We start from the raw sequence: 23,954 nt of genomic DNA, 5'->3' as shown, positions 1-23,954 counted from the left end.
GAACAATTTCTCTAAGAATCAATAACTAAGAGACTAAATTGGCGATCTCTTTCGGACCCTTGAGGTACGAACCTCAAAAATATCTGGACTTGAGGTGCGTACCTCAAATAGCCTTGGATGTATGCCGCGATTCGCACATCCTCGATTGACGGCGCAAAAAAGGGAGGAATGGATGACTTACACAAAACTGGCCTCGGCCAGCGCAATAGTCCTTGCCGCTACTACTCTTTCTACCAAGGCAAATGCTGAAGATCTGACGCTCTGTTGGGCTGCATGGGACCCGGCCAATGCGCTTGTCGAGCTATCGAAGGAATTCGAAGCAGAGTCTGGCCACTCGATGAACTTTGAATTTGTTCCTTGGCCAAATTTTGCGGACCGGATGCTGAATGAACTGAACTCTGGGGGTAAGCTCTGCGACCTGTTGATCGGTGACAGCCAATGGATCGGCGGTGGCGCCGAAAACGGCCACTATGTCCAGCTGAACGACTTCTTCGATGCTGAAGGCATCAGCATGGACGATTTCGCGCCGGCCACGGTCTACGCTTATTCGACTTGGCCCAAGGGCACACCAAATTACTACGCGCTGCCTGCGATGGGCGATGCGAATGGCTGGTTCTATCGCAAGGACTGGTTTGAAAACCCCGAAATTCAAGCTGCATACAAAGAGGCGACTGGTCAGGACCTACGTGAACCGCAGTCTCAGAAAGAGTTGTTGCAGATCGCGCAGTTCTTCCAAGGTCGTGAGATCGACGGCAAGACCGTCTATGGGGCAGCAATCTTTACCGAGCGCGGCTCGGAAGGGATCACCATGGGTGTGACCGGAGCACTGTATCCTTGGGGCTTCAAATACGAAAACACCCCGGGCTCATATGACATGGAAGGCGCTGTAAACTCACCGGAAGCGGTTGAGGCTCTGGAGTTCTATAAAGAATTCTACAAAACGGCGACGCCTCCTGGATATACCAACTCTTACATGGGTGAGAGCTTGGATGCATTTAAGTCCGGTCAGGTCGCTATGGCTATGAACTGGTTTGCGTTCTTCCCTGGTCTATATGCCGATCCTAATACCGGCGGCGACAAGATCGACTTCTTCGTGAACCCACCACAAAATCAGCCAGGCTCGACACTCGGCGGACAAGGTATTTCTGTCGTCAGCTACTCTGACAAACAGGACGCCGCACTTGAGTACATTAAATGGTTTGCACAGCCGGAAGTTCAGGCAAAATGGTGGGAACTTGGAGGCTATTCGGCACATAACTCGGTGCTGCAAGATCCCGGTTTCGTAGACAGCCAACCGTTTGCCGGTGACTTCCTGGAAGCAATGGCTGGAGTTCAGGACTTCTGGCAAGAGCCTGCCTATGCGGAACTGCTGCTGGCAATGCAGAAGCGCATCCACGACTACGTGGTTGCCGACCAAGGCACAGCTCAAGAAGCGCTTGATCTTCTGATCCAAGATTGGACGGAAGTCTTCGAAGACGAAGGCAAGCTGTAGTGCGGAGGCAGGCAGGAGCGGGTGCAATCCCGCTCCACCTTCACCCGTGAGTCCGAAACCAAAAGAACTGGCAAAGAGATGTCTGACAGGACCGTAGATCGCGTTGCGCAGGCAACGCCCGAGCGAGTTGCGCGAAAAATCCGAGGGTTATCCGACCGCGCGATCGCCTGGATATTCATCTCCCCAACGATTTTTCTATTGCTGGCGATCAACATCTTTCCGTTGATTTGGACCATCCAACTGAGCTTTACCAACTACAAGGCCAACCGGATCGGGCGTGAGGTCAAAGATGTCGGGCTCAGGAATTACGAGCGTATCCTGACAGACTCAGACACCTGGCTGAATATGCAAGCAACGGCTCATTTCCTATTCTGGACGATCTTTTTCCAGGTCCTGATCGGGTTTGCTCTGGCGTGGCTGATCAACAAAAAATTCAAGGGCAACGATCTTTGGACCACGATTATCGTGCTGCCGATGATGCTGTCTCCGGCGGTTGTCGGGAACTTCTGGAAGTTCCTGTATCAACCTCAAATCGGCCTGTTTAACTACATCGTGTCCTGGTTTACCGGCAAGGACCCATCGAGCTTTGAAATGCTGGGATCAGTCACGTTGGCCCCGTGGGCGATCGTGATTGTCGACACCTGGATGTGGACCCCCTTCGTGATGCTGATCTGTCTGGCCGGTCTGCGCAGCATTCCCGACTACATCTACGAGGCGGCTGAGATCGACCGAGCCAGCAAGCTGCGGCAGTTCTTTACGATCACCATCCCGATGGTGTTGCCGTTCCTGATGCTGGCTGTGCTGTTTCGAGGGATCGAGAACTTCAAGATGTTCGACCTGGTGGTTCAGCTAACCGGTGGAGGGCCCGGTTCTGTTACGGAACTCACTTCAATCAATCTCAAGCGGGAGGCGTTTGAGAAATGGCGCACGGGCTATGCCTCGGCCTATGCGATCATCCTATTCGTCACCGTGTTCGGCCTTGCGTCGATCTACGTCAAAGCCCTGAACAAGGTGAAACAGAGATGAGCAGTTTTTCCGTCACTGAACCTTCGAAACGGTCCAAGTGGATCGCAGGATTCCTGGTCATTACTTATGCGCTGATCACAATGATCCCACTGGTATGGATTTTGCTAACAGGCTTCAAGTCCCCGGCCGATGCGATCAGCTACCCGCCCAAAGTGGTCTTTGACCCAACGCTTGAAGGCTACGTCAATCTCTTCACCACTCGCACGCGGCAAACGCAGGAGTTCCTGGAAGCTAACCCGCCACAAAACTGGGCCGATGAAATCGTGCGCCAATACGACATGGTGATTGTGGGGCCATCCAAGTTCGGTGAGCGCTTTATGAATTCGGTTATCATCGGGTTCGGCTCGACGTTCTTGAGTATCTTCCTTGGCACACTGGCCGCCTATGCCTTCAGCAGGTTTAAAGTACCGCTTAAGGACGACCTTCTGTTCTTCATCCTGAGTACAAGGATGATGCCCCCGGTCGCGGTCGCAATTCCGATCTTCTTGATGTTCAGAAACCTCGGGTTAAGCGACACGCATCTGGGAATGATCCTGCTGTATACGGGTGTGAATATTTCCCTGGCGGTCTGGTTGCTGAAGGGTTTCATCGACGAAATCCCAAGAGAGTACGAAGAGGCCGCCCTCATAGATGGCTACACGAGGTTTCAGGCCTTTTACAAAGTGGTGCTGCCGCAAGCCGCCACGGGCATCGCGTCAACTGCGATCTTCTGCCTGATCTTCGCCTGGAATGAGTACGCGTTTGCCGTGCTGCTGACATCCGCGAACGCGCAGACTGCACCGCCCTTCATTCCCACCATCATCGGTATTGGCGGCTTGGACTGGCCTGCTGTGGCAGCTGGCGCGACGATCTTCCTCATCCCCGTCATGATTTTCACCATCCTGATGCGCAAACACTTGCTGCGCGGGATCACATTCGGAGCCGTGCGCAAATGAGCGAATTTCTTACCGGATTACTACGGCTCCGCCGCGGCCCATGGGAGATGGTCGCAACCATCCTTATTGCACTGGGTGTCTTCATGCTGATGCAGCCCTTTGTCCTTTGGGCCTTCACCTATTCCTTCATCGTCACGCTGATCGGAACCGTCATGTTCATCATCGTCAGCCATTTCCCGGAGTAGAAATGGCCCAGATCGTAGTCAAAAACGTAAAGAAGATGTTCGGCGATTTCACGGCTGTCCGCGAAAGCTCGTTCACGATCGAGGATGGTGAGTTTTTCATGCTGCTTGGGCCATCCGGTTGCGGAAAGACGACGACGCTGCGGATGATCGCAGGGTTGGAACTTCCAACGTCAGGTGAAATCTATCTGGACGGTGAAGAAATCAGCCAGCGGCCGCCATCAGAGCGAGACATTGCCTTCGTGTTCCAGATGTTCGCACTGTATCCCCACATGAACGTGCGCAAGAATATCAGCTACCCCCTGATATCGCAGGGCATGCCGCGTGCTGCTGTCAAAGCCAAAGTAGAGGAAGTCGCCGGAATTCTGGGGATAAACGACATACTCGATAGCCCGGTAGGCGGGCTTTCAGGAGGCGACAGGCAACGCGTAGCGCTGGGTCGCGCGATTGTTCGGGAGCCCAAGGCGTTCATGATGGACGAACCTCTTGGTGCCCTGGATGCCGAATTTCGTGAGCACATGGCCGAAGAACTGCGCGCACTTCATGATCGCATGGGCGCAACCACCGTTTACGTTACACACGACCAGTTGGAAGCCATGCAAATGGGCGACAAGATCGTAGTGATGAACAACGCTGTGATCGAGCAATTCGGCACACCTCAGGAAATCTACGACAAACCGGCTACGATGTTCGTGGCGGATTTTATTGGGTCTCCTTCGATGAACTTCCTGCCGTTTCAGGGAAAGGTCGAACCCGGCTCGGAAATGGTCCGACTAAATGGCCATGACGAAGCCGTGCCCAGACTGATGGAAGGGGCCGAGGGTGAATTGGTTTTTGGTGTCCGTCCGGAACATGTCTTTCTGTCGGATGCAAGCGCATACCGGGCCAAGGTTCTGGCAGCGGAATACCTGGGAACCACTCAGATCGTGACGTTGCAAAGCCCGAACGGAGAGCTGAAAGCCCGGATTGATGCCCGCGAAGTCGTCAGTCCCGGTGAGACAGTAGGATTGGAGTTCCGCTCTCCCGCAGTAACTTTGTTTGAAAAATCTACCGGGCGCGCGTTGAGGTCCGCTCTGAACGACGAGGTACTAAGCAATGGCTGAAGTCGTGTTGGAGAACATCTCGAAGTCATTCGGCAACCTTAAAGCGGTGGATGACATCTCAATGACGATCCCCAACGGGGCCTTTGTGGTGTTGTTGGGCCCGACGGGAGCGGGAAAAACAACGACGCTGAGATTGATATCCGGACTTGAGAAACTGGATTCAGGAACGGTGCGCATTGCCGGGCGTGACGTTGGAATAGAAACGCCAGCCCAGCGCGATATAGCCATGGTCTTCCAGCAATACTCGCTGTACCCGCATATGACAGTGCGTGAAAACCTGTCTTTCCCTTTGCGTTCTCCGATCCTGAAAACACCAGAGGATGAGATCACGAGGAAGGTAAACGAAGTCGCTGAGATCCTCCAGATTCCGCAAAAACTGGACAACAAAGCCACTGAATTGTCTGGCGGTGAAATGCAGCGCGTTTCAATTGGACGGGCGCTTGTGCGCGACCCCCAGATATTTCTGATGGACGAACCGCTCAGCTCTCTGGACGCCAAGCTACGGGCGGATTTGCGGTTAGAACTGAAGAGAATTCAGGCAGATCTGGGATCGACTTTGCTGTACGTGACCCATGATCAGGTCGAAGCGATGACAATGGCGACCCATATCGGCGTTTTGGAAAACGGCAAATTGGTTCAGTACGGAACACCCCGGGACATTTATGAAAACCCGGGTAGTGTTTACGTAGCCAGCCGGTTGGGTCTGCCTCGGATCAACATCTTGCCGTCCGAGTTGTTCGGAGGCGATCACAAAGGTCCGCAGATTGGCCTGCGCCCGGAAAACATCATCGAAGGCGAAGGCAGTGAAGCACGTGTGATACGTGCTGAACATCTTGGGGATCAAACACGGTTGCACCTGGACTTAAACGGTCACCCGGTTGTGACCTTGATTGATGTCCATCAGGACTATCCATCTGGAAAAATTATAAAAATCCGTCCACACAACCCATTGTATTTTGACGCGTCCGGCGCGCGAGTGAATTAAGGAGCAAAAGCATGGCCCAGTTCCTCAACACAAAAGAAACCCTGGTGACAGAGGCCATTGACGGTCTTCTAGCCTCCTCCGGAGGGCAACTTACCCGATTGGACGGATACCCGCATATCAAGGTTGTCTACCGGTCGGATTGGGGTAAGTCGAAAGTCGCCTTGGTTTCCGGTGGTGGGTCTGGCCATGAACCCGCCCATGCGGGCTTTGTTGGTGCTGGTATGCTTACGGCCGCGGTCTGCGGGGAAGTCTTTGCATCCCCATCAGTCGAGGCGGTTTTGGCGGGCATTCTTGCGGTCACGGGTGAGGCTGGGTGCCTGCTTATTGTCAAAAATTACACCGGTGATCGGTTAAACTTTGGACTAGCAGCTGAACGCGCCCGTGCATTGGGTCGCAAGGTAGAGATGGTCGTCGTCGACGATGACATCGCCCTGCCCGACCTTCCGCAACCACGTGGCGTAGCCGGCACGTTGTTCGTACACAAAATCGCCGGGGCGCTTGCTGAAGGCGGTGCTGACTTGGACACCGTCACCGCCGCAGCAAGACGCACCATAGCCAAGGTCGTCAGCATCGGTATGAGCCTGGACACCTGTACCGTTCCGGGATCTCCAAAAGAGGACCGGATCGCCCCCGGGAAAGCGGAGCTCGGCTTGGGTATTCATGGCGAGCCCGGTGTACAGCAAGTCGAATTCTCAAATGCTGTATCGGCCATGTCCACAGTTGTGGAGAAGCTGAAACAACGAGTGGGGTCCGGGGATTGTGTGGCGTTGGTCAACAACCTGGGTTCTACAACGCCGTTGGAAATGGCTGTCCTCACGCATGCCTTGTCCGAAACTGGTATTGCCCATCACATCATAGGCCCGGCTCCAATGATGACATCGCTGGATATGCATGGGTTTTCTGTTTCTATTCTGCCTGTAGATCACGACGATTTATCGGCGCTTAAAGCGCCTGTTGATCTGGCGGCTTGGCCCGGTGTCAATTCTATCGATCCAATAAAAGTCGCACCTTTGCCTGACGGCCTGACTCCTATCGATCCAATTCCTTCGAACAATCCCGCCACAAGGGAAACAATCACCCGGTTGTCTGAACTGCTCATCAACGCTGAGAAGAACCTGAACGAGCTGGACGCGAAATCCGGAGATGGCGATACAGGAAGCACATTGGCGACGGCCGCAAGAGCATTGCAAGGTAGCCTCGACCGAATGCCGCTCGCTGATCTGACACAACTGTTTCCGGCATTAGGGAATGAGTTAAGCCAAACAATGGGGGGTTCTTCTGGCGTGATACTCGCAATTTTCTTCAACGCAGCCGGAGATGCCTGTGCGAGCGGCGCGTCTGTCCCGAAATCCTTGATCGAAGGTCTGAATAGGGTCAGCCAGGTTGGGGGTGCCAAGGTCGGTGACAGGACAATGATTGACGCCCTGGCACCAGCACTTGCCGCACTACCATCTGGTTTGACGCATGCCGCCGAGGCTGCCCGCGAAGGCGCGAACAACACCGCGAATATTCGTCGTGCGAAGGCGGGCCGCGCGGCCTATGTTCCCGAAGAGAACCTAGTTGGACATAACGATCCCGGCGCTGAAGCTGTTGCTTTGTTGTTTGAGGGCTTGGCACGGGAGATTGAGGGCTGAAGAACACGTGGAAGATCAAAAACAAAAACTAGAATTGGTGAAAAAGCCAACCGTCAATGACATCGCTCGCGTGGCGGGTGTCAGCCTGGCGACCGTTGATCGGGTCTTGAACAGACGCCCCGGCGTGCGAGCAGTGACTGTACAGAAAGTACAGAAGGCGATTGATGAGCTGGGGTATGTGCGCGACACCGCCGCAGCCAACCTGGCGCGGAACCGCCTCTACAATTTCCTCTTTGTTTTACCAGACACGGACAACGAGTTTGTGGAGGCAATCAGCAGTCAGATCGCTGAACAATCCCGTGATCAATTCATCGAGCGGACCCGCATTGTGATTAGGAATGTCGCTCCATTCGAGCCGCAAGATATCGTCAACATTCTGGATGCTGTCGACAGTTTGGATATTGACGGAGTCGCCGTTTTCGGGCCCGAAACGCCTTCTGTCCGCGACGCCGTAAAAAGGCTCAGGGACAAAGGCGTTCCGGTTGTTGCCTTGGTGTCTGACTTGCCAAGTTCTGAGCGAGACCACTTTGTCGGAATTGATAACGTTTCGGCAGGACGAACCGCCGCTCAGCTGATGGGAAGATTTGTCCATCGCGAAGGCAAGGTCTTGGTTCTTACAGGATCCCGTTTGGCGCGTGACCACCTGGAGCGTCGTCAAGGCTTTGACCTTGTTGTGGCTGAGGAATTTCCGAACCTCGAAGTCGTAGCGTCTGTCGAGGGCCGGGATGACCCGGATCTGATTTACAAGATGATGCCCGAGATCTTTGAAACCTACCCGGATCTGGTTGGAATTTATTCCTCCGCCGCAGGCAATGCAGGACTGATTCAATTTCTTTCAGAAAACAAGCTCAGCAAAGATCTGGTGATCATAGCGCATGAGCTTACACCGCTTAGTCGTGAGGCGCTTACGCTCGGTACATTTGACGCGCTAATCTCGCAAGACACTGGGCACATTGTTCGTTCAGCCGTCCGTCTGCTGCGTGCAACTTCGGACAAAGTGCCATTCAACAAAGCCCAGGAACGCATCCGTATCGACATCTATCTGAAGGAAAATTTACCGCCATAGAGGCTCAGGTTTTGGGGAGGAAATTTTATGAAAACAATCAAAGGTCCAGCTTTGTTTCTTGCGCAATTCGCGGGGGACGAAGCGCCGTTCAATTCGTGGGACGCGATCACTAAATGGGCGGCTGACTGTGGATACAAGGGCGTTCAGGTTCCTAGTTGGGATGGCCGGTTGTTCGACCTGGAACAAGCCGCATCCAGCGCCAGTTATTGCGATGACTTCAAAGGCAAAGCCAAGGAAAATGGCGTCGAAGTCACTGAACTTTCAACCCACCTTCAGGGCCAACTTGTGGCCGTTCATCCGGCCTATGACAGTGCGTTTGATGGTTTTGCAGCCGAAAGCGTCAGAGGAAACCCGAAAGCCCGGCAAGAATGGGCGGTAGACCAAGTTAAAAAAGCGCTATCTGCTTCGAAAAACTTGGGTATTACAGCGCATGCGACATTCTCTGGCGCGTTGGCATGGCCCTATGTCTATCCTTGGCCGCAGCGCCCTGCTGGTTTGATCGAAACGGCATTCGAGGAGCTTGCTCGTCGTTGGGTGCCAATACTGGATCACGCCGAAGACTGCGGCGTTGACGTCTGTTACGAAATTCACCCAGGTGAGGACCTCCACGACGGCGTGACGTACGAGATGTTTCTTGAACGGACAGGCAATCACCCACGCGCTTGCATGTTGTACGACCCGTCGCACTACGTGCTGCAATGCCTCGACTATCTGGACAATATCGACATCTACAAAGATCGGATCCGGATGTTCCATGTCAAAGATGCCGAGTTTAACCCGACCGGCCGGCAGGGTGTTTATTCCGGGTATCAAAGCTGGGTCGATCGTGCCGGGCGCTTCCGGTCGCTTGGTGATGGCCAGGTGGATTTCGGGGCGGTCTTTTCAAAAATGGCGGCGAATGACTTTGATGGGTGGGCAGTTGTCGAATGGGAATGCTGCCTCAAACACCCTGAGGATGGAGCGCGTGAAGGCGCTCAGTTTGTGTCAGATCACATTATACGTGTGACCGAGAAAGCCTTTGATGATTTCGCTGATGGTGGCGCAGACGAAGCAGCCAATCGTAAAATGCTGGGGATTGAATGATGGTCACAGGACGTAATGAAGAAACCTCAGGCCGCATTCGACTTGGCATGGTTGGCGGCGGGAACGACGCCTTCATAGGTGGCGTTCATCGAATAGCGGCGCGACTGGATGACAAGTTTGAATTGGTTGCCGGTGCTTTGTCTTCGACGCCAGAGAAATCTCTTGAAAGTGGTCAGGCGTTAGGGCTCGAACGGGTCTATGGAGATTTCAAACAAATGGCGATCAGGGAGGCCCGGCTGAAATCTGGGATCGAGGCGGTCTCAATTGTCACGCCAAATCACGTTCACTATGCAGCCGCACGTGAGTTCCTGAAACGCGGTATTCATGTAATTTGTGACAAGCCACTCACCTCGACCCTTGCCGATGCAAAAAAACTGGTCAAAGCAGCAGAAAGCGCGAATGCCCTATTCATTTTGACCCACAATTACACGGGCTATCCGATGGTTCGGCAGGCGCGTGAAATGGTCGCTAACGGAGATATCGGCAAGATCCGCGTGGTTCAGGTTGAATACCCCCAGGACTGGCTGACCGAGCAGCAGGATTTCAAACAGGCTGAGTGGCGAACCGATCCCGAACGCTCGGGCGCGGGTGGATCAACCGGTGACATCGGGACTCATGCTTACAACCTCGCTTGCTTTGTAACCGGGCTGAAGGCGGAAAGCCTGGCGGCGGACTTACAGGCCTTTGTGCCGGGGCGCAAAGTCGATGACAACGCGCACGTTTTGCTTCGATTCGAAGGTGGAGCGCGCGGTATGCTGTGGTCGTCTCAGGTGGCCCCCGGCAATGAAAACGCACTTCGTTTACGCGTCTATGGCGAAAAAGGTGGGTTTGAGTGGTCTCAGGAAGATCCCAATTATCTTTGGTTTACGCCATACAACGAACCCAAGCGTTTGATCACCCGAAATGGAGCTGGTGCTGGTGACGCAGCCAATCGGTTGAGTAGAGTTCCTCCGGGACATCCCGAGGGATATCTTGAGGGGTTCGCGAATATCTATGGAGAGGCCGCAGAAGCAATCCATGCCTTCCGAAATGGGATTTCACCTGACGTGTCAGTTGTTTATCCAACGGTTCATGACGGACTCAATGGTGTTAAATTTGTGGCCGCATGCGTGCAAAGCTCTTCAAGGAATGCGGCTTGGGTCAGTTTAACTTAAAATCTGGTTGTGGGCATAAGGCAGAAATCTTGGAAGGCAGCACAGGTATCTGCCAAAAACCGAAGCGCACCCAACCTATAGATGAACACTCCGGAACGACAAACCACGAACGTCTCTGAACGGCAGCTATGTGGCCCTATTGCTTTTTGCAGTTTGGCAGAACTGTACAATCGCAAATGGCGGCGGGCCTTCTTCCTCTCACTTTCCCTTCGTGGACCAGCGGGATTTAGACAAGTCAAACGCCCTTGGCCGCCAGGGTGAGGGCGCAACCCTCCCCCTCTCGCGTTCGCCACGTGGCAGATTAGCAGGAACAGGCAGTTTCGCTGTCTGACCTACAAATCAGCTCTGATTTTCCAGAGGAGAAGTCAGATTAAATGAAACAGTCTGCGGGAGTACGAAAAAAGGGGGTGTTGGGTCAGTTTATGACGCAAAGGTCAATTTCGTCTGACGTTCAACAGGATTGTCGGGCGACACATAGATTTACCATTCAATGTCAGCCAAGCCCTTGATATTAAGTCATTCGGTTTTGCATGGGCGCACGGGTTTCACCATTTGCGACTCAAAGGCCTTCCATCGCACCGGAGCCGCTGAAGAGATCTATGTATCGACCCAGTGAAATCCTGCTCATGCTGCAAGGAGGAAGCCGTAGCTATGAATAGACCTTTGGAAAGAGATATTAAGAGGTGTGCGGCGAGGCAGAAGTCAACACTCGTCATTGAGATCAATCAGGGCAAGACGATTGCTGCCGTGGCCAGCCGGTCGTATGATTAGCACCTCCTTGAGATCAAGAACTGGGTGGATGATGCGCGTAAGGGCATAGAGAACGCCCTGAAGACCAACATGCTGGCTGTGCGTCAGCAGTACGAAAAGCAACTCCGTGACATGCAAAAAGCCTATAGCGAGGCAATGCTGGACCTCAAAACGAACAAAACTTCCCACTCGTTTTGCGGTAGAGACAATCCAGATCACTCCCGAACACTTAACAATGACCGTTGGGGACGAAGGCCTTAACTGAGATCAAACGAATATCTCTGAAAACAAATGCTTCGGCCCAAAAAAATCTCTCAAACGGTTGTAGTTAGGATCCCCCGGTCCGAGCCCTAAATACTTGCGCGCGTTCCCTGCTTCAACGGCATTTATTTCACTATCTTCAAGTCCGATCTTGAACAAGGCGGTCTGAACATCTGCATAATAGCTTTGGTGTCCGGGTACCCGTCCGATCATCGACCAATCTGAACCGTACATCATACGTTCTAAGGCCAGAGGCTGGCGCTCGAGTAATGCTCGAGTACGGTTTATTACCCTGTCGTTGTCTGTAGCCTCGATCCAGTAACCAACATCAAAGTAAAGATTAGGATAGGAATCCAGCATGTCTGCCAACTCGTCTTCCCAATTGTCGCCATGATCGCCACAGTGATCACCCCCTGCATGTTCTTCGTCAAAACCCCCAAAGTGGGCGAGGTTCAAACGCAAGTCCGGGTACTGATCAAGGACGGGACGCCAATTGGCAGGGTTAGCGTATTGACCAGTACAAACATCGGCCGCAATTGAGTTATTCGCATGCGCCTTGATTGGCACACCTTCTGCAACACACCATTCATAGAGTAACTTTAGTTCGTCATCGAGCGCCTGCCCTCCACGGCGTGGCCGTCTATACGCGCCATCCAACGAAACGTTGGCATTGTGCCATGGAAGAAATCCCATCGGAGGATATAGCTTGACACCTACAAAACCCTTGTTTTGCACTGCATCACGAACTACCGATAGCGTATCCGCATTGGCATCGGCATCTCGCTCCAACGCAGCGCGCAACGGGCAGAATGGTGCGACGTTCAAGACAACAGCATCTCGCGACTGTTTGGCCAAAAGTGACATCAACTCAATTTGCTCTCGGCGTGGGGTCACCGTTTCCTGAGTGCGAAACCAATACTGAAAATCTACCAGAGATGGCGAAAAGACTTTGATCTGTTGTTCGCCACCATAAAGGCGGACAAGTTCAGCCAGCAAATCTCCGCGACGCCGAGTTAAGAGTGCAGCCCATCTCAAGGTCTGTACAAAGTCCGAGTTTCGCTGGAAGCTATCCGTTCTACCGGCCGCTTCCCGTTCAAAAACGCGCGCGGCCATTGTTGACCCGACTTCGTCAGCGTCCAGCAATGCGCCAGGGGTCGGCTCAAATCCCGTTTCAGAAACAAGTCGAGCTAACAGTTCTTGTTCATCCTGCGAAGTCAGCCCTGCGCCCCGGCTTTGCAGTTCATCGGTATAGTTAGCCAACGCTGATGCCATATTTTCTTCGTCTTCCTTCAGCAAAGTCGACGCATCGGCTGAGCGCAGCCCACGCTCTCGCAGCTCTTTGAGCTCATCCGCTGCAGTGGGCGTATTCGACCGTGCAACGCCTGCAACTAGTCGTAGAAAAGCTTCTGTCAGAAAATTATCTTCAACAGGGCGGTGTGGATCACGGATCAAAACTTGCTGAGCGAAACCTACAATCGGAACGTCATTCGCGTTGAAGATGTGCGCGTGAATATCGATGGCGCCTTCAGATGCAATTGGACGAGAAAAGTTCTCTTTCTTCCAGCATCCAGGCATTGCAAAAAAACCGTTAATAATTAGCGCATTGAACAGAAACGTTCTACGGTCAATCATTCTTATCTCCATGAATAACTTAATGAATACTGTAGACAACATCTATTCAACTAGGGCTATTTCTGCTAGCATTTTCCCGGTTTAGACAGATTCATGCCTTAAATTGATTTTGACAAGGGAGAGTATCGTGCGCTTCCAATGTTTTGTTTCAATAGCATTCGCGACCTTTCTGTTTGCCATTAGCTCCTTTGAATCGGCATTTGCGGATAGCCCCGAGGCTATAGCGCAAAAAGCTCTGGATAACCCTGATGATCCCGCGGCGGTCACAGCTTACCTCAGCATACTACCTAAAGTAGCAGGGCGCTATGTAGTCGATGGTGACCAACGGATGACGGCGCTGGAAGTCCGACTTTGGTTGAAGAAACAGAAAGAAGTTCGCAATACAGATCCCAAGGATCTCGTCCCTGAACTAATCGTAGATGCGGGAGGTGTTTGGCCCAAAGGACAACGTCAACTTACCTACGCGATCGACAAGGGCACCTTTTCGAATTCGGAATACCGCCTCGTTCGCCAGACACTGTCGCGTGCCGCGCGTGAGTGGGTTGCGGCATGCCAGCCGTGCGATCTACAGTTTCTGCACGCCTCGGCGTATGATGCTAAAACCGAAGATGCTCCCGTAACCTTCATCGTGCGCAAGTCGGACATTGACGGTGTCGTGGCGCTTGCCTTTTTTCCGTCGGACGACCCCTCGGAGCGCATCTTACATATTACGCCCAAATTCTTCTCGGCTACGCTGAAGTTTGATCGCACAGGTGTTATGCGTCACGAACTCGGTCATATCCTTGGATATCGACACGAACATATACGGTCACGCAACGCCGTTTGCATGATTTTTCACGCAGAGGATGGGGGGTGGCGGACTATTGAAGGGTTCGAAGCTCACGATCCCATCTCAGCGCTGTCTTATCCCTGCGGCGGCGAGGGCAGCACAACTTTTAAGCTAACGGCAATAGATCGCGCAGCGCATCGTAAAGTTTATGGCTCCGGTACAAATGCCGCGCTGATTGTACCAAGCCAAACTGGCAATGCGGCTCCGGCTGCGCGCGAAGATCGTGCCGCACTCCAAGATCATTCGCCCGTGATTGCGATGGCTGTGCAATCCAGTGCGGCCACCGCGGCCCAGGCGGACAGGTCGGCATCAGGTGCCTCGGAACCTGGACCTGCAATCGTTATCGAGTTCGTCGGCCCATCTATGACAGAAGATCTGTTCACATTCCTCAATGCTCTTCGAAAGGCTGGGGGTGAATCCGCGTTGCCTGCACGCACAATTGGAGTGCAGAAAGGCGATTTCGCCTGCAAGCTTTTTCGGGAAGCTTATGGTTTGAACGGATGCCCTGAAGTGGCAGCCAGTCTGCTGGCAGATAGCTACAACGTCAACGGTGTGCGGCTTGTGACAGGAAAGAATTTTGCGCTACCCGATGTGGAAGTGGAAACTTTTCAATATCAAGCGGATATCCACCGCTCACCCTACGGTTCGATTGAGGGACTGAACTCATATGTCGAAAACGATACAGTCTTGGACGAAACAGTTATTGCGAAAGACGGTACTCGTAGCATCGTCACATTGCGCGGGCGGCGGCTCCAGCTAGACGCCAGTGACCCAGAGCGCGCCAATCTCATTTTTGATACTTTCGAAAGCAGTAACTTCGAGCACGCTTCGATCGCCGTAGAGCGTAGCTTCATACCCAAACCAAAATACTCTGACTTCTTCGCCACCATCCCAGAGGTTGTGAGCAGCTGCCAAGAAGAACAGGTTTCCATGAACTTGGACGGCTCTTACTGGACAATGCTTGGAGACCCGAACGAGTGGCCAAGTTGCGCGCAAAGCTGTAGTGGTCCAAATTGCCCGCAGGTCGTGCTACCCGATGCCATTGCACACCCGCAACAAGACCTCGACTCAGTCCTAACTTTCCTCGACAAAACCGGTGCCGAAATAAGCTACGAGGCTGCTCTGGGGCGCTACGACGCATGCGAGCCTTACTCAGTGGCCGCCGCCAATCCAGCAGATGGATCCTGTAAAGTACGCGAGTTTAACCCAACGTGCGACCATACAACCTCCATGGCCAGCATTATCTCCTCGAAGGCAAATGAATTGGGTTTGGTAGGTCTCTCTCCAAATGCACCAATCAATGTCTATGACTGGGAACATGCAAGTTCGGGCGAATTGGCGCGGCTCATAACTGAGCGCGCCAACAAGCTATATCAGAAGTTCAACGGTCCGCAGGTGTTTGTGTTCGCCAGCAAGTTTCCAATTCCACGTTGCGAGATTGGAGTAACGCACAAAGACTGTAAGGGTGGCGACCCTCGTGGACACGACGCGCATTCGTATCCAGGTAAATGGATGCAGCGACATGAACTAAGCAGTCCAAATGTACGAGTTGATCAGGCCCCGGCACAGCAGGTCGCACGTGCTCCTGTGTTGTGGATAACAGCGGCGGGACAGGGAGCGAGTCCCGAAAAAGCTTGGCCACTTTCATCACGGGCACCCGTAGCGCCAATGAACTTGGGCGACCAGGAAAACGTGATAGTTGTGACAGCATGCGATAAATGCAAATGGCCCGACATCACGATTAGTGAAACTGCCAATCGCGGCGCAAGCGACGAGGACTCGCCCCACTCCAGTCGCGCGGTAACTATCGCAGCACCCGGAGACGGCTATACCTATCATGTGGACGCAGCGACCCTCTCAAGTATTCACGGCGGTACAAGTCAGGCTACTGCTTTTGTCGGTGGTGTGACTACCGCTATGCTACGCTGCAATCCCGAAGCCTATGTTGACGAAACAAACGTGGTGCGTGTTGAGCGCGTCAAGCGTCGAATTATTCTCACTAGTACGCCGCGTCTTGTCCCAGAAGACCAGGCGGGACAAGTGCCCGGTGTGATTAACCCATCTGCGCTCCTAAAGGACCCCGAGAAAGCTTGGTTAGTGCCAGTTGGCCAACGCGGCGAAGGGTACCAATCACTTGCAGACCCAGAGATTTGTCCCACATCCAGGCTCCACTTCTTCGTTTTCGACGAAGCTAGCGGAAGCCGTAAGTCAGGCAGTGTATCGCTGACCAATACCCGCCGAATATTACGAGTGCCCAAAGCTCTTGATGGTGGGCCGTTCGATGGTGACCGCTTCTATATCTATACCATCGATCCCGATGTCAGCAGCGGTGAGGCGGCAAGTTGGAATGTCGACATCGTCGGGCCCGTTCTGATCGACGACGCGGTCGCTGCCGAACCACTGTTCTTTACCGGCGATAACGCATTGTCGCTCTCTGATATCGAGGAAGTTATTCTGCCATTTCTTCCCTTGGACGTATTGCCGGAAGGTGAACAGCGATGCGAACTTTGAGCATTTTGGCAGCACTTGTCACGCTAGCGCCATACCCAACAGAGCTAGCAGGAGCGGAATGCAGCGGTTCACTCATCACCGAACTGGGAACCGTATATACCGTCACCGACACCCAAGTTTCTGCTCAAACAAAAACCGATGTAAAGCGTCATCCGGCTGCCGCTGGAACGTTGCGCTATATGCGATTACAACTGACCCGAAATGGGAGCGAACCTGCAGATTGGAGGGTTCATCTTCGAGAGCCTAACACTGGAAGAGTCCTGCAGCGGTTTGGGCCTTCTGATCTGGAGCCCGGGAAATCTGTTTGGTCAGATCGGTTGCAGCTTTCAGAAGTACTCGTCACCTTCGAGCCAATCGGCCCCGAAAATGCCGACCCCGGTGACGTCAAAGTTATCGTGACGTCATACTTCGCCATGCCGACCGTTGGCGAGTTCCATTTTTATTCCGCTGTTGATCCCGATCGTCCCGCCTGGGGCGATCTCCATGATCAGGCACCATCGGACCGGTGGCGGTATCTTGGAGACTCGATTGGGATTTTGATCAGCCGCGCCGCAGGGAAGGCATCAACCTGCACAGGAGCGATGGTCGGCGAAGGTCTATTCCTAACTAACTGGCACTGTGGTGCCCTTGCGCATGGCGGCGACACAATCGAAGACGCCTATTGGGACGAAGCCGCAGTTTGCAATAATGCTCTGATTGATTTCTCCTGGGACGATGATGCAATCAGCGATGACTTCAGTTGCGTCAGCGTACCGGCACAAAGCAAATCGCTCGACTACGCATTGCTTGAGATTGAAAGTGTGAATGGAACTGCATCGGTCCAACCCCTGCGCATCGTGCCTGACCGCTTACCGCAGTACGCACCAATTCACCTGATCCACCATCCCCGAGCAATGTCAAAGAAGATAAGCCTCGACTGCAGAATGGTTACAGATGAGGCCGTGGAAGGGTGGGTCGGTGGTCACGCAGATAGCGAATTTCTGCATCGCTGCGACACAGAAGGGGGAAGCTCCGGTGCACCATTTTTGGATGATGACGGAAATGTACGTGCATTGCACCATCTTGGATTCGATCTAAACTCTCACGATTGTACACCGGTCGCAGGACCCAGAGGCAACCACAACAAAGCCGTTTGGATGGATAGCATTCTCTCAGATCTTTCAAGACATGGCATCAATTTGTCAGAAGCAGGGTATCTACTTCGATCACTGCCCGAACCTGACTAGGTCATGTCGCGAAAACCACTGAAAGCTATTTCGGTTTCATTGACATCACGTCTATCCGCTTTTGGCTGTGTCATTTGTCAATATGACCTTCTGACTAACTGAGGAATACAAAAATGAACTTTCGACTCTCGTCAGTCTTAGTTCTGGTCGGACCAATGCTCCTATTTGGATGCTCAGAACCAATCGAAAAGCGCTACTCAAACAAGATATTTAGATCGGAAAATATGCCGACCACTGGCCTGACACTATATTGGTCGGGTGCCGCGTCTATTGTTGTTGACGATGGAAAAAACTCCATTCTTATTGATCCCTTCGTCTCGCGGAAAGAGAACAACGCTTTGGACATTGCATTACGCAGAAAAGCCGAAGTTAATGTTGCGGCGATATCAAATCGAGTTCAGCGACCAGAAATCGCGCGGGCAAAAGCGATTTTTGTAGGGCACACTCACTACGATCACAGCTTGGACGTCTCAGATTTTGCCAATCTGTTGCAGGTTCCAATCTATGGCTCGCCTAGTATGAAGAGAATCCTAAAGGCGCACAGGAACAGCCAAGATCTGGAATTTATCGTGCAGAAAGAATTTCAAACATACCACATCCAAGGCGGTTTCAAGGTAACAGTTTTACCAGGTGCACATGGTCAACCGCCAGCCTGTCTAGGTTCTCTCTGTATAGATCCTTTGGAAGAAGTCGTAGCAGATCAATTCAATTTACCCGCCGCTGTAAACGACTTTGGATTGGGAGAAGTTGTCACATTTTTAGTTGAACATAAACAAGGCAACGTGCTTCACATTGGTACCGCTGCCATCGTTCCCAAATCCTTTGATCATCTGAAAGGCAGGGTTGACGTTGTGATCCTATCGCTAGTCGGCCGCAATGAGCGGTACATTTACGAGGTCCTGGACACGGTGGAACCGCGCTTCGTAGTGCCGATCCACTACGACAATTTGTTTAAACCCATCGAAGATGGAGTGCATGTGGTGAAAGTCGCCGACCTTGAAGGTTACTTTGAAGAATTGGAACAAGATTTCCCCAACATATCGACCGGGGTTGTCCTATTCGATATGGCTTGGGTTTTACCGAGCAGACAAAATAGTGCAAATTAGCTAGCTGCACGTTAAGGCTGATGCTCGCTGTTTCCCCATTCTTGCGCATCGATTGGGTACGCTGTGATGGATTTCTTCATCAAATCGGACGGAACGCGTAAATGGCTAGATTTCGTGCTACAACGGACACTTGAATATTCACAACAAAAAACGACCTCAGTACATTCGAAAACCACATCGAATTTTGGGCAAGTAAAGCCCACGACGGGACTGACGACGTCCAGCGGACATGCCAGCTGTTACCGTACCTTAGTCGTTTTCCTTGTTTTCGCACTCGACACGGAAATCTCCGTGACTGTTCGGGTGCACAAATGAAGGGAAATGCATGAACTCCTCTGAAACACCTCTGATTCAACGTAAGCGCTTCGATCAAATATGGCCCACCCAAAGGTGGAGGCCGTATTGATGAGATTAGGCACACAGGTGCTGACGTCAGACACAACTGCAAACATCGCTTAAGAAGCGGTTTTATGTGAAGCGATCTCTGGTTGAGTGATCAGCGTCCCAGCGGACCCAACCCTATTAGACAAAACCGTGTCCTCGGCTGTGCCTGCGGGCCGCACCACTATTGTCGAATAGCATTGCCTCGCCCCCATCCGTGTTCGCCACGTGGCAGATCAGCAGGAACAAGCGCCTTCGGCGTCTGATCTGTTAATCAGCCCTGATTTTCCCAATGGAGAAGTCAGGATCATTGAAACCGGTCTAGGTGCTGGATGAAGGAAGTAAGGCGAAAATGGCAAGGTTCTGTCGCTGGTGGCAGAACTATGTGTCGCCCTACAAGGATACCAATGGCGGACCGAGGAGGATTCGAACCCCCGACCCCTTGATTCGTAGTCAAGTACTCTATCCAGCTGAGCTATCGGTCCGCGTTGGTGAGGCGGTATTTAGACCCAGGTCCGAGGACGTGCAAGGCGATTCTTCAAAAAAAATTCAAAAAGTCCCATCTCCGCGCGGAAGCCTTATTTCAAAGGTGGTTCCGTCAGACCCGGTGTTCTTCAACACCAGTTCCCCGCCATGACCGCGCACCAATTCCTGCGAAATTGCCAGACCAAGGCCAGATCCGCCTTTGCGAACACCGCCCTGAAAAGGGGTAAAGAGATTTTCGCGCGCCTTTGGCGGCAAGCCGGGGCCTGTATCCCGAATCTCGACGCACCAGTTCGCATCATTTTCACCGCCTGCAATTGTGATACGTCCAGGTTTTCCCGACGCCACCAGAGCCTGGCGCGCGTTGCGCACGAGATTGAGGATGACGCGAAACATCTGTTCCGGATCGGCGCGGGCGACCAGATCCTCGGGCACTTCGTTGACGATTTCGACGCAAGCATCAGCTACCGCCAACTGCTCGCTGGCAGCAACATCACTCGCAATGTCACGCAGATTAACCATTGTCAGTGTTGGCGCAGGCTCCTCGGCACGACCAAAGGCGAGCGTGCTTTCACACAACGAAACCGCACGCGTGATCGAATTCACCAGCTTTGGTGCCATGCGCCGGACCAGTGGATCGTCGCTGACCTCGATCCGGTCAGTGAACAGCTGTGCTGACGTCAGAATGTTGCGCAGGTCATGGCTGACCTTGGCAACGGCCCCTCCAAGCTGCGCAAGGCGTTCCCGCTGCTTGAGCGCCTGTGTCAAATCGGTCTGCAGCATCTGAAGCGCCTCTTCCGCCTCGCGCAACTCCGTTACCTTGGAGTTTGGCGAGATGATGCCGCGCGCATCCTCGGGGGCACTGGCGTAACGCTGCATGTATCCCACAACGCCCTTGATGGGGCGCACAAGCACCACGCGCACGGCCAGAAACAGGAAAAAGGCGGTGATGATCGAAATGACAAACGACAGGCCTAGAATACGCAGGCCATAGTCTGTCATCGCCATGCGCAGCGGTGCGCTGTCCATCGTGACTTCGATCAGCAGACCAGCACCTTTGACCGGCTCGCCGATCACGCGAATGACTTCATCATCCACAGTGAAGAACCGGATCATTGCATCCCGGATCAATATCCACGGACCTGCATCGCGCAAATCATAGGTCTTGGTGATTTGCTCGGGGATAGGTGATGACAACATCAGTTGGCGCACTTCGTCCCGACGCAACACAACGTTGTAGACCCCTGCATTTGCCAACAACTCGGCTTCAAGATCCTCGGCCAGCATATCATCGGCCAACAGGGCAAGGGACGCGATCTGGGCACGCTCCAGCCGGTTCAACAGGAAATCCTCACGAAAGCGGGCGATCGAAGGAACAAAGATCAGCACTTCGGCCAACATAACGAAGACCGTCGTCAGGATCAGGAAACGGCCCGACAGCGAGTTCAAATGGCGCTCCTTTCCCGGTCAGGGGATCCAGCGCTGGACGAACCTGACCACTCGTTTAACTGTCTGATTCTCAAACAGCCTTGGCGAGAAATAGGCTCCCGCCACACGTTTGTTAAGCTCTCCGATCGTCGGATATGGCGATACCATCGCAGCGATCTGGCCCATCTTCAGGTTATTGGCCAATGCCAGCGACCACAAGTTGATCAGTTCCCCAGCCTGATGCCCCACGATTGTGACGCCGACGGGACGGCCTTTTACGACCATAGCCTTAATGAAACCTTTGGTTTTTCGTTCTGCCACAGCACGGTCATTGTGGTGATAGTCAAAGCGAGCAATTTCCAGCTTGTCGCCGTGCTGCTCACGCGCCTGCGCTTCGGTCAGACCCACCTGGGCCAACTCGGGGTCGGTATATGTGGCCCACGGAATATGAGAGGTTTTGGCCTTGGATGGCAAACCAAACAACGCCGAGCGGATGATAACCCCTGCCTGATAACCCGCAACATGGGTGAACTGCATTCCACCCGCCACATCGCCAATCGCATAGACCCTGCGATTCGATGTGCGCAATGAGGCATCCGTTTTGATGCCTGTCCGCGTCCGGTCAATCCCAGCCGCTTCGAGGTTCAGGCGTTCGATGTTTGCCTTTCGGCCCGCTGCTATCAGCAAATGAGATCCCGCGTAGATATCACCATTTTCAGTGACAACTTCAACCGCCCCTGCAGTGCCGCGAATTTGCGCAACCATTTCCTTTTCGTGAATTTCAACACCTTCGACGCGCAGAGAATCGATCACGATTGCTGCCGCTTCCGGGTCATCCTTGCCTAGCGCAGTCATGCCTTCGATCACGGTTACCTTACATCCGAGACGGATATGCGCCTGCGCCATCTCCATCCCGATCGGGCCCGCACCTATGATCAGCAGATGCTCAGGCTTGTCCCGCAGATCAAAGATCGTCTCGTTGGTGAAATGCGGCACCTGATCCAGTCCCGGGATCGGAGGCACCAACGGTGAAGACCCGGTCGCAACAACAACGCGCCGCGCGGTGATCACGTTGTTTCCCGCCTGTACCTGCGTTGGCGATATGAAAGTGCCGTATTCCCGGATCACTCGCACGCCGAACCCTTCAAACCGTTCCTGGCTGTCCATCGGTTCGATCTGCGCGATAACATCCCGCACATGTTCCATTGCTGAGGCATAGTTCACCTGAGGGGTAGCATCAGCGACGCCAAAGGCCGAAGAATGCGCCTGCGCATATGCCGCCTTGCCGCTGGCAATCAAAGCCTTGGAAGGGACGCAGCCGAAATTCAGGCAGTCGCCACCCATTTTGTGCCCTTCCAGAAGGATGACATCAGCCCCCATCTGACTTGCACCTGCGGCAACGGACAAACCACCGGACCCGGCCCCGATCACGAGGATGTCGGTTTTCAGCTCTTGCATCTGTCAGACGTCCTTTCGGCCACGCAGGGATTTGATGATGATGGGCAGTGCCGCGAGAACACATAAGCCAAGGATCGGCCCGATCACAAACGGTTCCCACAGCAGCGATACATCAGGGGTTTCGCCGCGATCAAATACACCACCCAAGCCAACGCCTATCCATGTGTAGACAATGCCACCCGGGATTATGCCCAGCGCGGTGGTCAGCAGAAAGTTGCGGAATTTCACGCCAACCAATGCCGGAACCAGATTGGCCACAAAGAAAGGCACCACCGGAACAAGGCGCAACAGGAACAGCACTGAAATCTCGTTCTCGCGTAAACCATCCTTAAGCCTTTTGATCGTCCCTTCAGATGATTCCAGCCGCCGGGTCAGCGTCTCTCCCAAGCCCCAGCGCGCTGCCAGAAAGATCGCCGAAGCTCCGATCGTCGCCGCGACAACGTTGAAAACCGTCCCGGCAAACAACCCGAACAGAAATCCTCCGGTCATCGAGGCGATGGCCGCACCGGGCAGGGAAAAGGCAACAATCACGATGTAGATCGCGATGAATGCTGCCGCCATCGCCCAGTAGTTCGCATCACGCCATGCCAGCAGCGCCTCACGATTGTCGCGCAAAGTCTCAAAAGTCAGGTAGTCGCCAAGCGTAAAGAACCCTGCTGCAGCAACGCCCAGGATCACAAGCAATGGTATATGTCGCGCCAGCCCGCCCCGCGGCGCCGGTGTTGTGTCACTCATCTGACTTTCCGGTTTCTTATGAATCATCCTGCCCACAACATGCGCTGCCGGGGCAGTCGGCAACAGGGACCTCACGTGGCCTTGATGTTTGTGGCTGTGAATGTGAGAGTTTTCCGCATCAAATCCGGTTTTTGAAACCTTTTGTCAGCCTCGACTACAGAATTGTTGCAAAAGCAGCGAAAACCCGGCTCTTGGGGTTTGACTTACCCCCCGCTTAGCAGTAGAGGACGGGCTTCGAACACTACGGGCAGGCGAATCCGCGCCGCACCCGACCGATATAGATTGGAGACGGAGCGATGAAACGCACCTATCAGCCTTCGAACCTGGTTCGCAAACGCCGCCACGGTTTCCGCGCGCGCATGGCCACCAAGGCCGGCCGCAAGATCCTGAACGCACGCCGCGCACGCGGCCGCAAGTCGCTGAGCGCATAAACCGCCCACCGACAAGGTTCTGATGAACATGACGCCGCCGGAGGCCCCTGAGGATGGTAAGAA

19 protein-coding genes and 1 tRNA gene are annotated in these 23,954 nt (G+C 53.5%); 14 read left to right on the top strand and 6 right to left on the bottom strand.

Translation table 11 applies throughout. The features are described 5' to 3' along the window. Nucleotides 1-172: 172 nt before the first annotated feature. From E1297_RS45130 to E1297_RS45085, 10 genes are all read left to right on the top strand, one after another. Entirely contained in the window at nucleotides 173-1,492 is a 1,320-nt protein-coding gene (locus tag E1297_RS45130; RefSeq protein ID WP_155150126.1) for an ABC transporter substrate-binding protein, read from the top strand. Nucleotides 1,493-1,570: 78 nt separating this feature from the next. Then, entirely contained in the window at nucleotides 1,571-2,518 is a 948-nt protein-coding gene (locus tag E1297_RS45125) for a carbohydrate ABC transporter permease (RefSeq protein ID WP_155150124.1), read from the top strand. Next, the gene (locus E1297_RS45120; RefSeq protein ID WP_155150121.1) at nucleotides 2,515-3,453 is read left to right on the top strand and encodes a carbohydrate ABC transporter permease; all 939 of its coding nucleotides are present in this window, start codon (nucleotides 2,515-2,517) and stop codon (nucleotides 3,451-3,453) included. The genes E1297_RS45125 and E1297_RS45120 overlap by 4 nt, the downstream gene beginning before the upstream one ends. Next, the gene (locus E1297_RS45115) at nucleotides 3,450-3,638 is read left to right on the top strand and encodes a hypothetical protein (protein WP_155150119.1); all 189 of its coding nucleotides are present in this window, start codon (nucleotides 3,450-3,452) and stop codon (nucleotides 3,636-3,638) included. The genes E1297_RS45120 and E1297_RS45115 overlap by 4 nt, the downstream gene beginning before the upstream one ends. A gap of 2 nt (nucleotides 3,639-3,640) precedes the next feature. Next, nucleotides 3,641-4,738 carry an ABC transporter ATP-binding protein gene (locus E1297_RS45110; RefSeq protein WP_155150117.1) on the top strand — a complete coding sequence of 366 codons (1,098 nt, stop codon included), beginning with the start codon at nucleotides 3,641-3,643 and terminating at the stop codon, nucleotides 4,736-4,738. Continuing rightward, entirely contained in the window at nucleotides 4,731-5,723 is a 993-nt protein-coding gene (locus E1297_RS45105) for an ABC transporter ATP-binding protein (protein WP_155150115.1), read from the top strand. Before E1297_RS45110 ends, E1297_RS45105 begins: the two co-directional genes overlap by 8 nt. 11 nt (nucleotides 5,724-5,734) lie before the next feature. Then, nucleotides 5,735-7,357, top strand: coding sequence for a dihydroxyacetone kinase subunit DhaK (locus tag E1297_RS45100; RefSeq protein WP_155150113.1), 1,623 nt, complete (start codon nucleotides 5,735-5,737; stop codon nucleotides 7,355-7,357). Between the two features lie 7 nt (nucleotides 7,358-7,364). After that, nucleotides 7,365-8,423: a LacI family DNA-binding transcriptional regulator gene (locus tag E1297_RS45095; protein WP_368669858.1), complete on the top strand. Its 1,059-nt coding sequence runs from the start codon at nucleotides 7,365-7,367 to the stop codon at nucleotides 8,421-8,423. Between the two features lie 27 nt (nucleotides 8,424-8,450). Continuing rightward, nucleotides 8,451-9,506, top strand: coding sequence for a sugar phosphate isomerase/epimerase (locus E1297_RS45090; RefSeq protein WP_155150109.1), 1,056 nt, complete (start codon nucleotides 8,451-8,453; stop codon nucleotides 9,504-9,506). Further along, on the top strand, nucleotides 9,503-10,660 hold the full coding sequence (locus E1297_RS45085) for a Gfo/Idh/MocA family protein (RefSeq protein ID WP_155150107.1): 1,158 nt from the start codon (nucleotides 9,503-9,505) through the stop codon (nucleotides 10,658-10,660). The genes E1297_RS45090 and E1297_RS45085 overlap by 4 nt, the downstream gene beginning before the upstream one ends. 702 nt (nucleotides 10,661-11,362) lie before the next feature. Here the strand turns inward: E1297_RS45085 and E1297_RS45080 are convergent. Together E1297_RS45080 and E1297_RS45075 are read right to left on the bottom strand one after the other, a co-directional pair. Beyond that, entirely contained in the window at nucleotides 11,363-11,629 is a 267-nt protein-coding gene (locus E1297_RS45080) for a hypothetical protein (RefSeq protein WP_155150105.1), read from the bottom strand. 48 nt (nucleotides 11,630-11,677) lie between these two features. Continuing rightward, nucleotides 11,678-13,303 carry an amidohydrolase family protein gene (locus tag E1297_RS45075; protein WP_196223562.1) on the bottom strand — a complete coding sequence of 542 codons (1,626 nt, stop codon included), beginning with the start codon at nucleotides 13,301-13,303 and terminating at the stop codon, nucleotides 11,678-11,680. A 127-nt stretch (nucleotides 13,304-13,430) separates the two neighbouring features. Between E1297_RS45075 and E1297_RS51480 the strand changes: the two genes are divergently transcribed. The 3 genes from E1297_RS51480 (at nucleotide 13,431) to E1297_RS45060 (ending at nucleotide 18,975) form a co-directional block, all read left to right on the top strand. Then, complete coding sequence (locus E1297_RS51480; protein ID WP_155150101.1) at nucleotides 13,431-16,643, top strand: S8 family serine peptidase; 3,213 nt, start codon at nucleotides 13,431-13,433, stop codon at nucleotides 16,641-16,643. Beyond that, nucleotides 16,631-17,869, top strand: coding sequence for a serine protease (locus E1297_RS45065; RefSeq protein WP_155150099.1), 1,239 nt, complete (start codon nucleotides 16,631-16,633; stop codon nucleotides 17,867-17,869). The genes E1297_RS51480 and E1297_RS45065 overlap by 13 nt, the downstream gene beginning before the upstream one ends. A gap of 113 nt (nucleotides 17,870-17,982) precedes the next feature. Beyond that, nucleotides 17,983-18,975 (top strand): MBL fold metallo-hydrolase, encoded by a 993-nt coding sequence (locus tag E1297_RS45060; RefSeq protein WP_155150097.1) that lies wholly within the window; start codon nucleotides 17,983-17,985, stop codon nucleotides 18,973-18,975. Between the two features lie 789 nt (nucleotides 18,976-19,764). Here E1297_RS45060 and E1297_RS45055 read toward each other — a convergent pair. From E1297_RS45055 to E1297_RS45040, 4 genes are all read right to left on the bottom strand, one after another. Beyond that, a tRNA-Arg gene (locus tag E1297_RS45055) sits at nucleotides 19,765-19,841 on the bottom strand. Between the two features lie 64 nt (nucleotides 19,842-19,905). After that, complete coding sequence (locus E1297_RS45050; protein ID WP_155150095.1) at nucleotides 19,906-21,288, bottom strand: ATP-binding protein; 1,383 nt, start codon at nucleotides 21,286-21,288, stop codon at nucleotides 19,906-19,908. 18 nt (nucleotides 21,289-21,306) lie between these two features. Then, nucleotides 21,307-22,725: an NAD(P)/FAD-dependent oxidoreductase gene (locus E1297_RS45045; RefSeq protein WP_155150092.1), complete on the bottom strand. Its 1,419-nt coding sequence runs from the start codon at nucleotides 22,723-22,725 to the stop codon at nucleotides 21,307-21,309. A 3-nt stretch (nucleotides 22,726-22,728) separates the two neighbouring features. Then, on the bottom strand, nucleotides 22,729-23,460 hold the full coding sequence (locus tag E1297_RS45040; protein WP_155150090.1) for a TVP38/TMEM64 family protein: 732 nt from the start codon (nucleotides 23,458-23,460) through the stop codon (nucleotides 22,729-22,731). Between the two features lie 296 nt (nucleotides 23,461-23,756). Between E1297_RS45040 and rpmH the strand changes: the two genes are divergently transcribed. Further along, on the top strand, nucleotides 23,757-23,891 hold the full coding sequence (gene rpmH, locus E1297_RS45035; RefSeq protein ID WP_005980833.1) for a 50S ribosomal protein L34: 135 nt from the start codon (nucleotides 23,757-23,759) through the stop codon (nucleotides 23,889-23,891). The last annotated feature ends 63 nt before the right edge of the window (nucleotides 23,892-23,954 follow it).

The sequence above is a fragment of the Roseibium sp. RKSG952 genome, from assembly GCF_009711355.1.
This window is presented reverse-complemented; position numbering and strand designations above follow the sequence as displayed.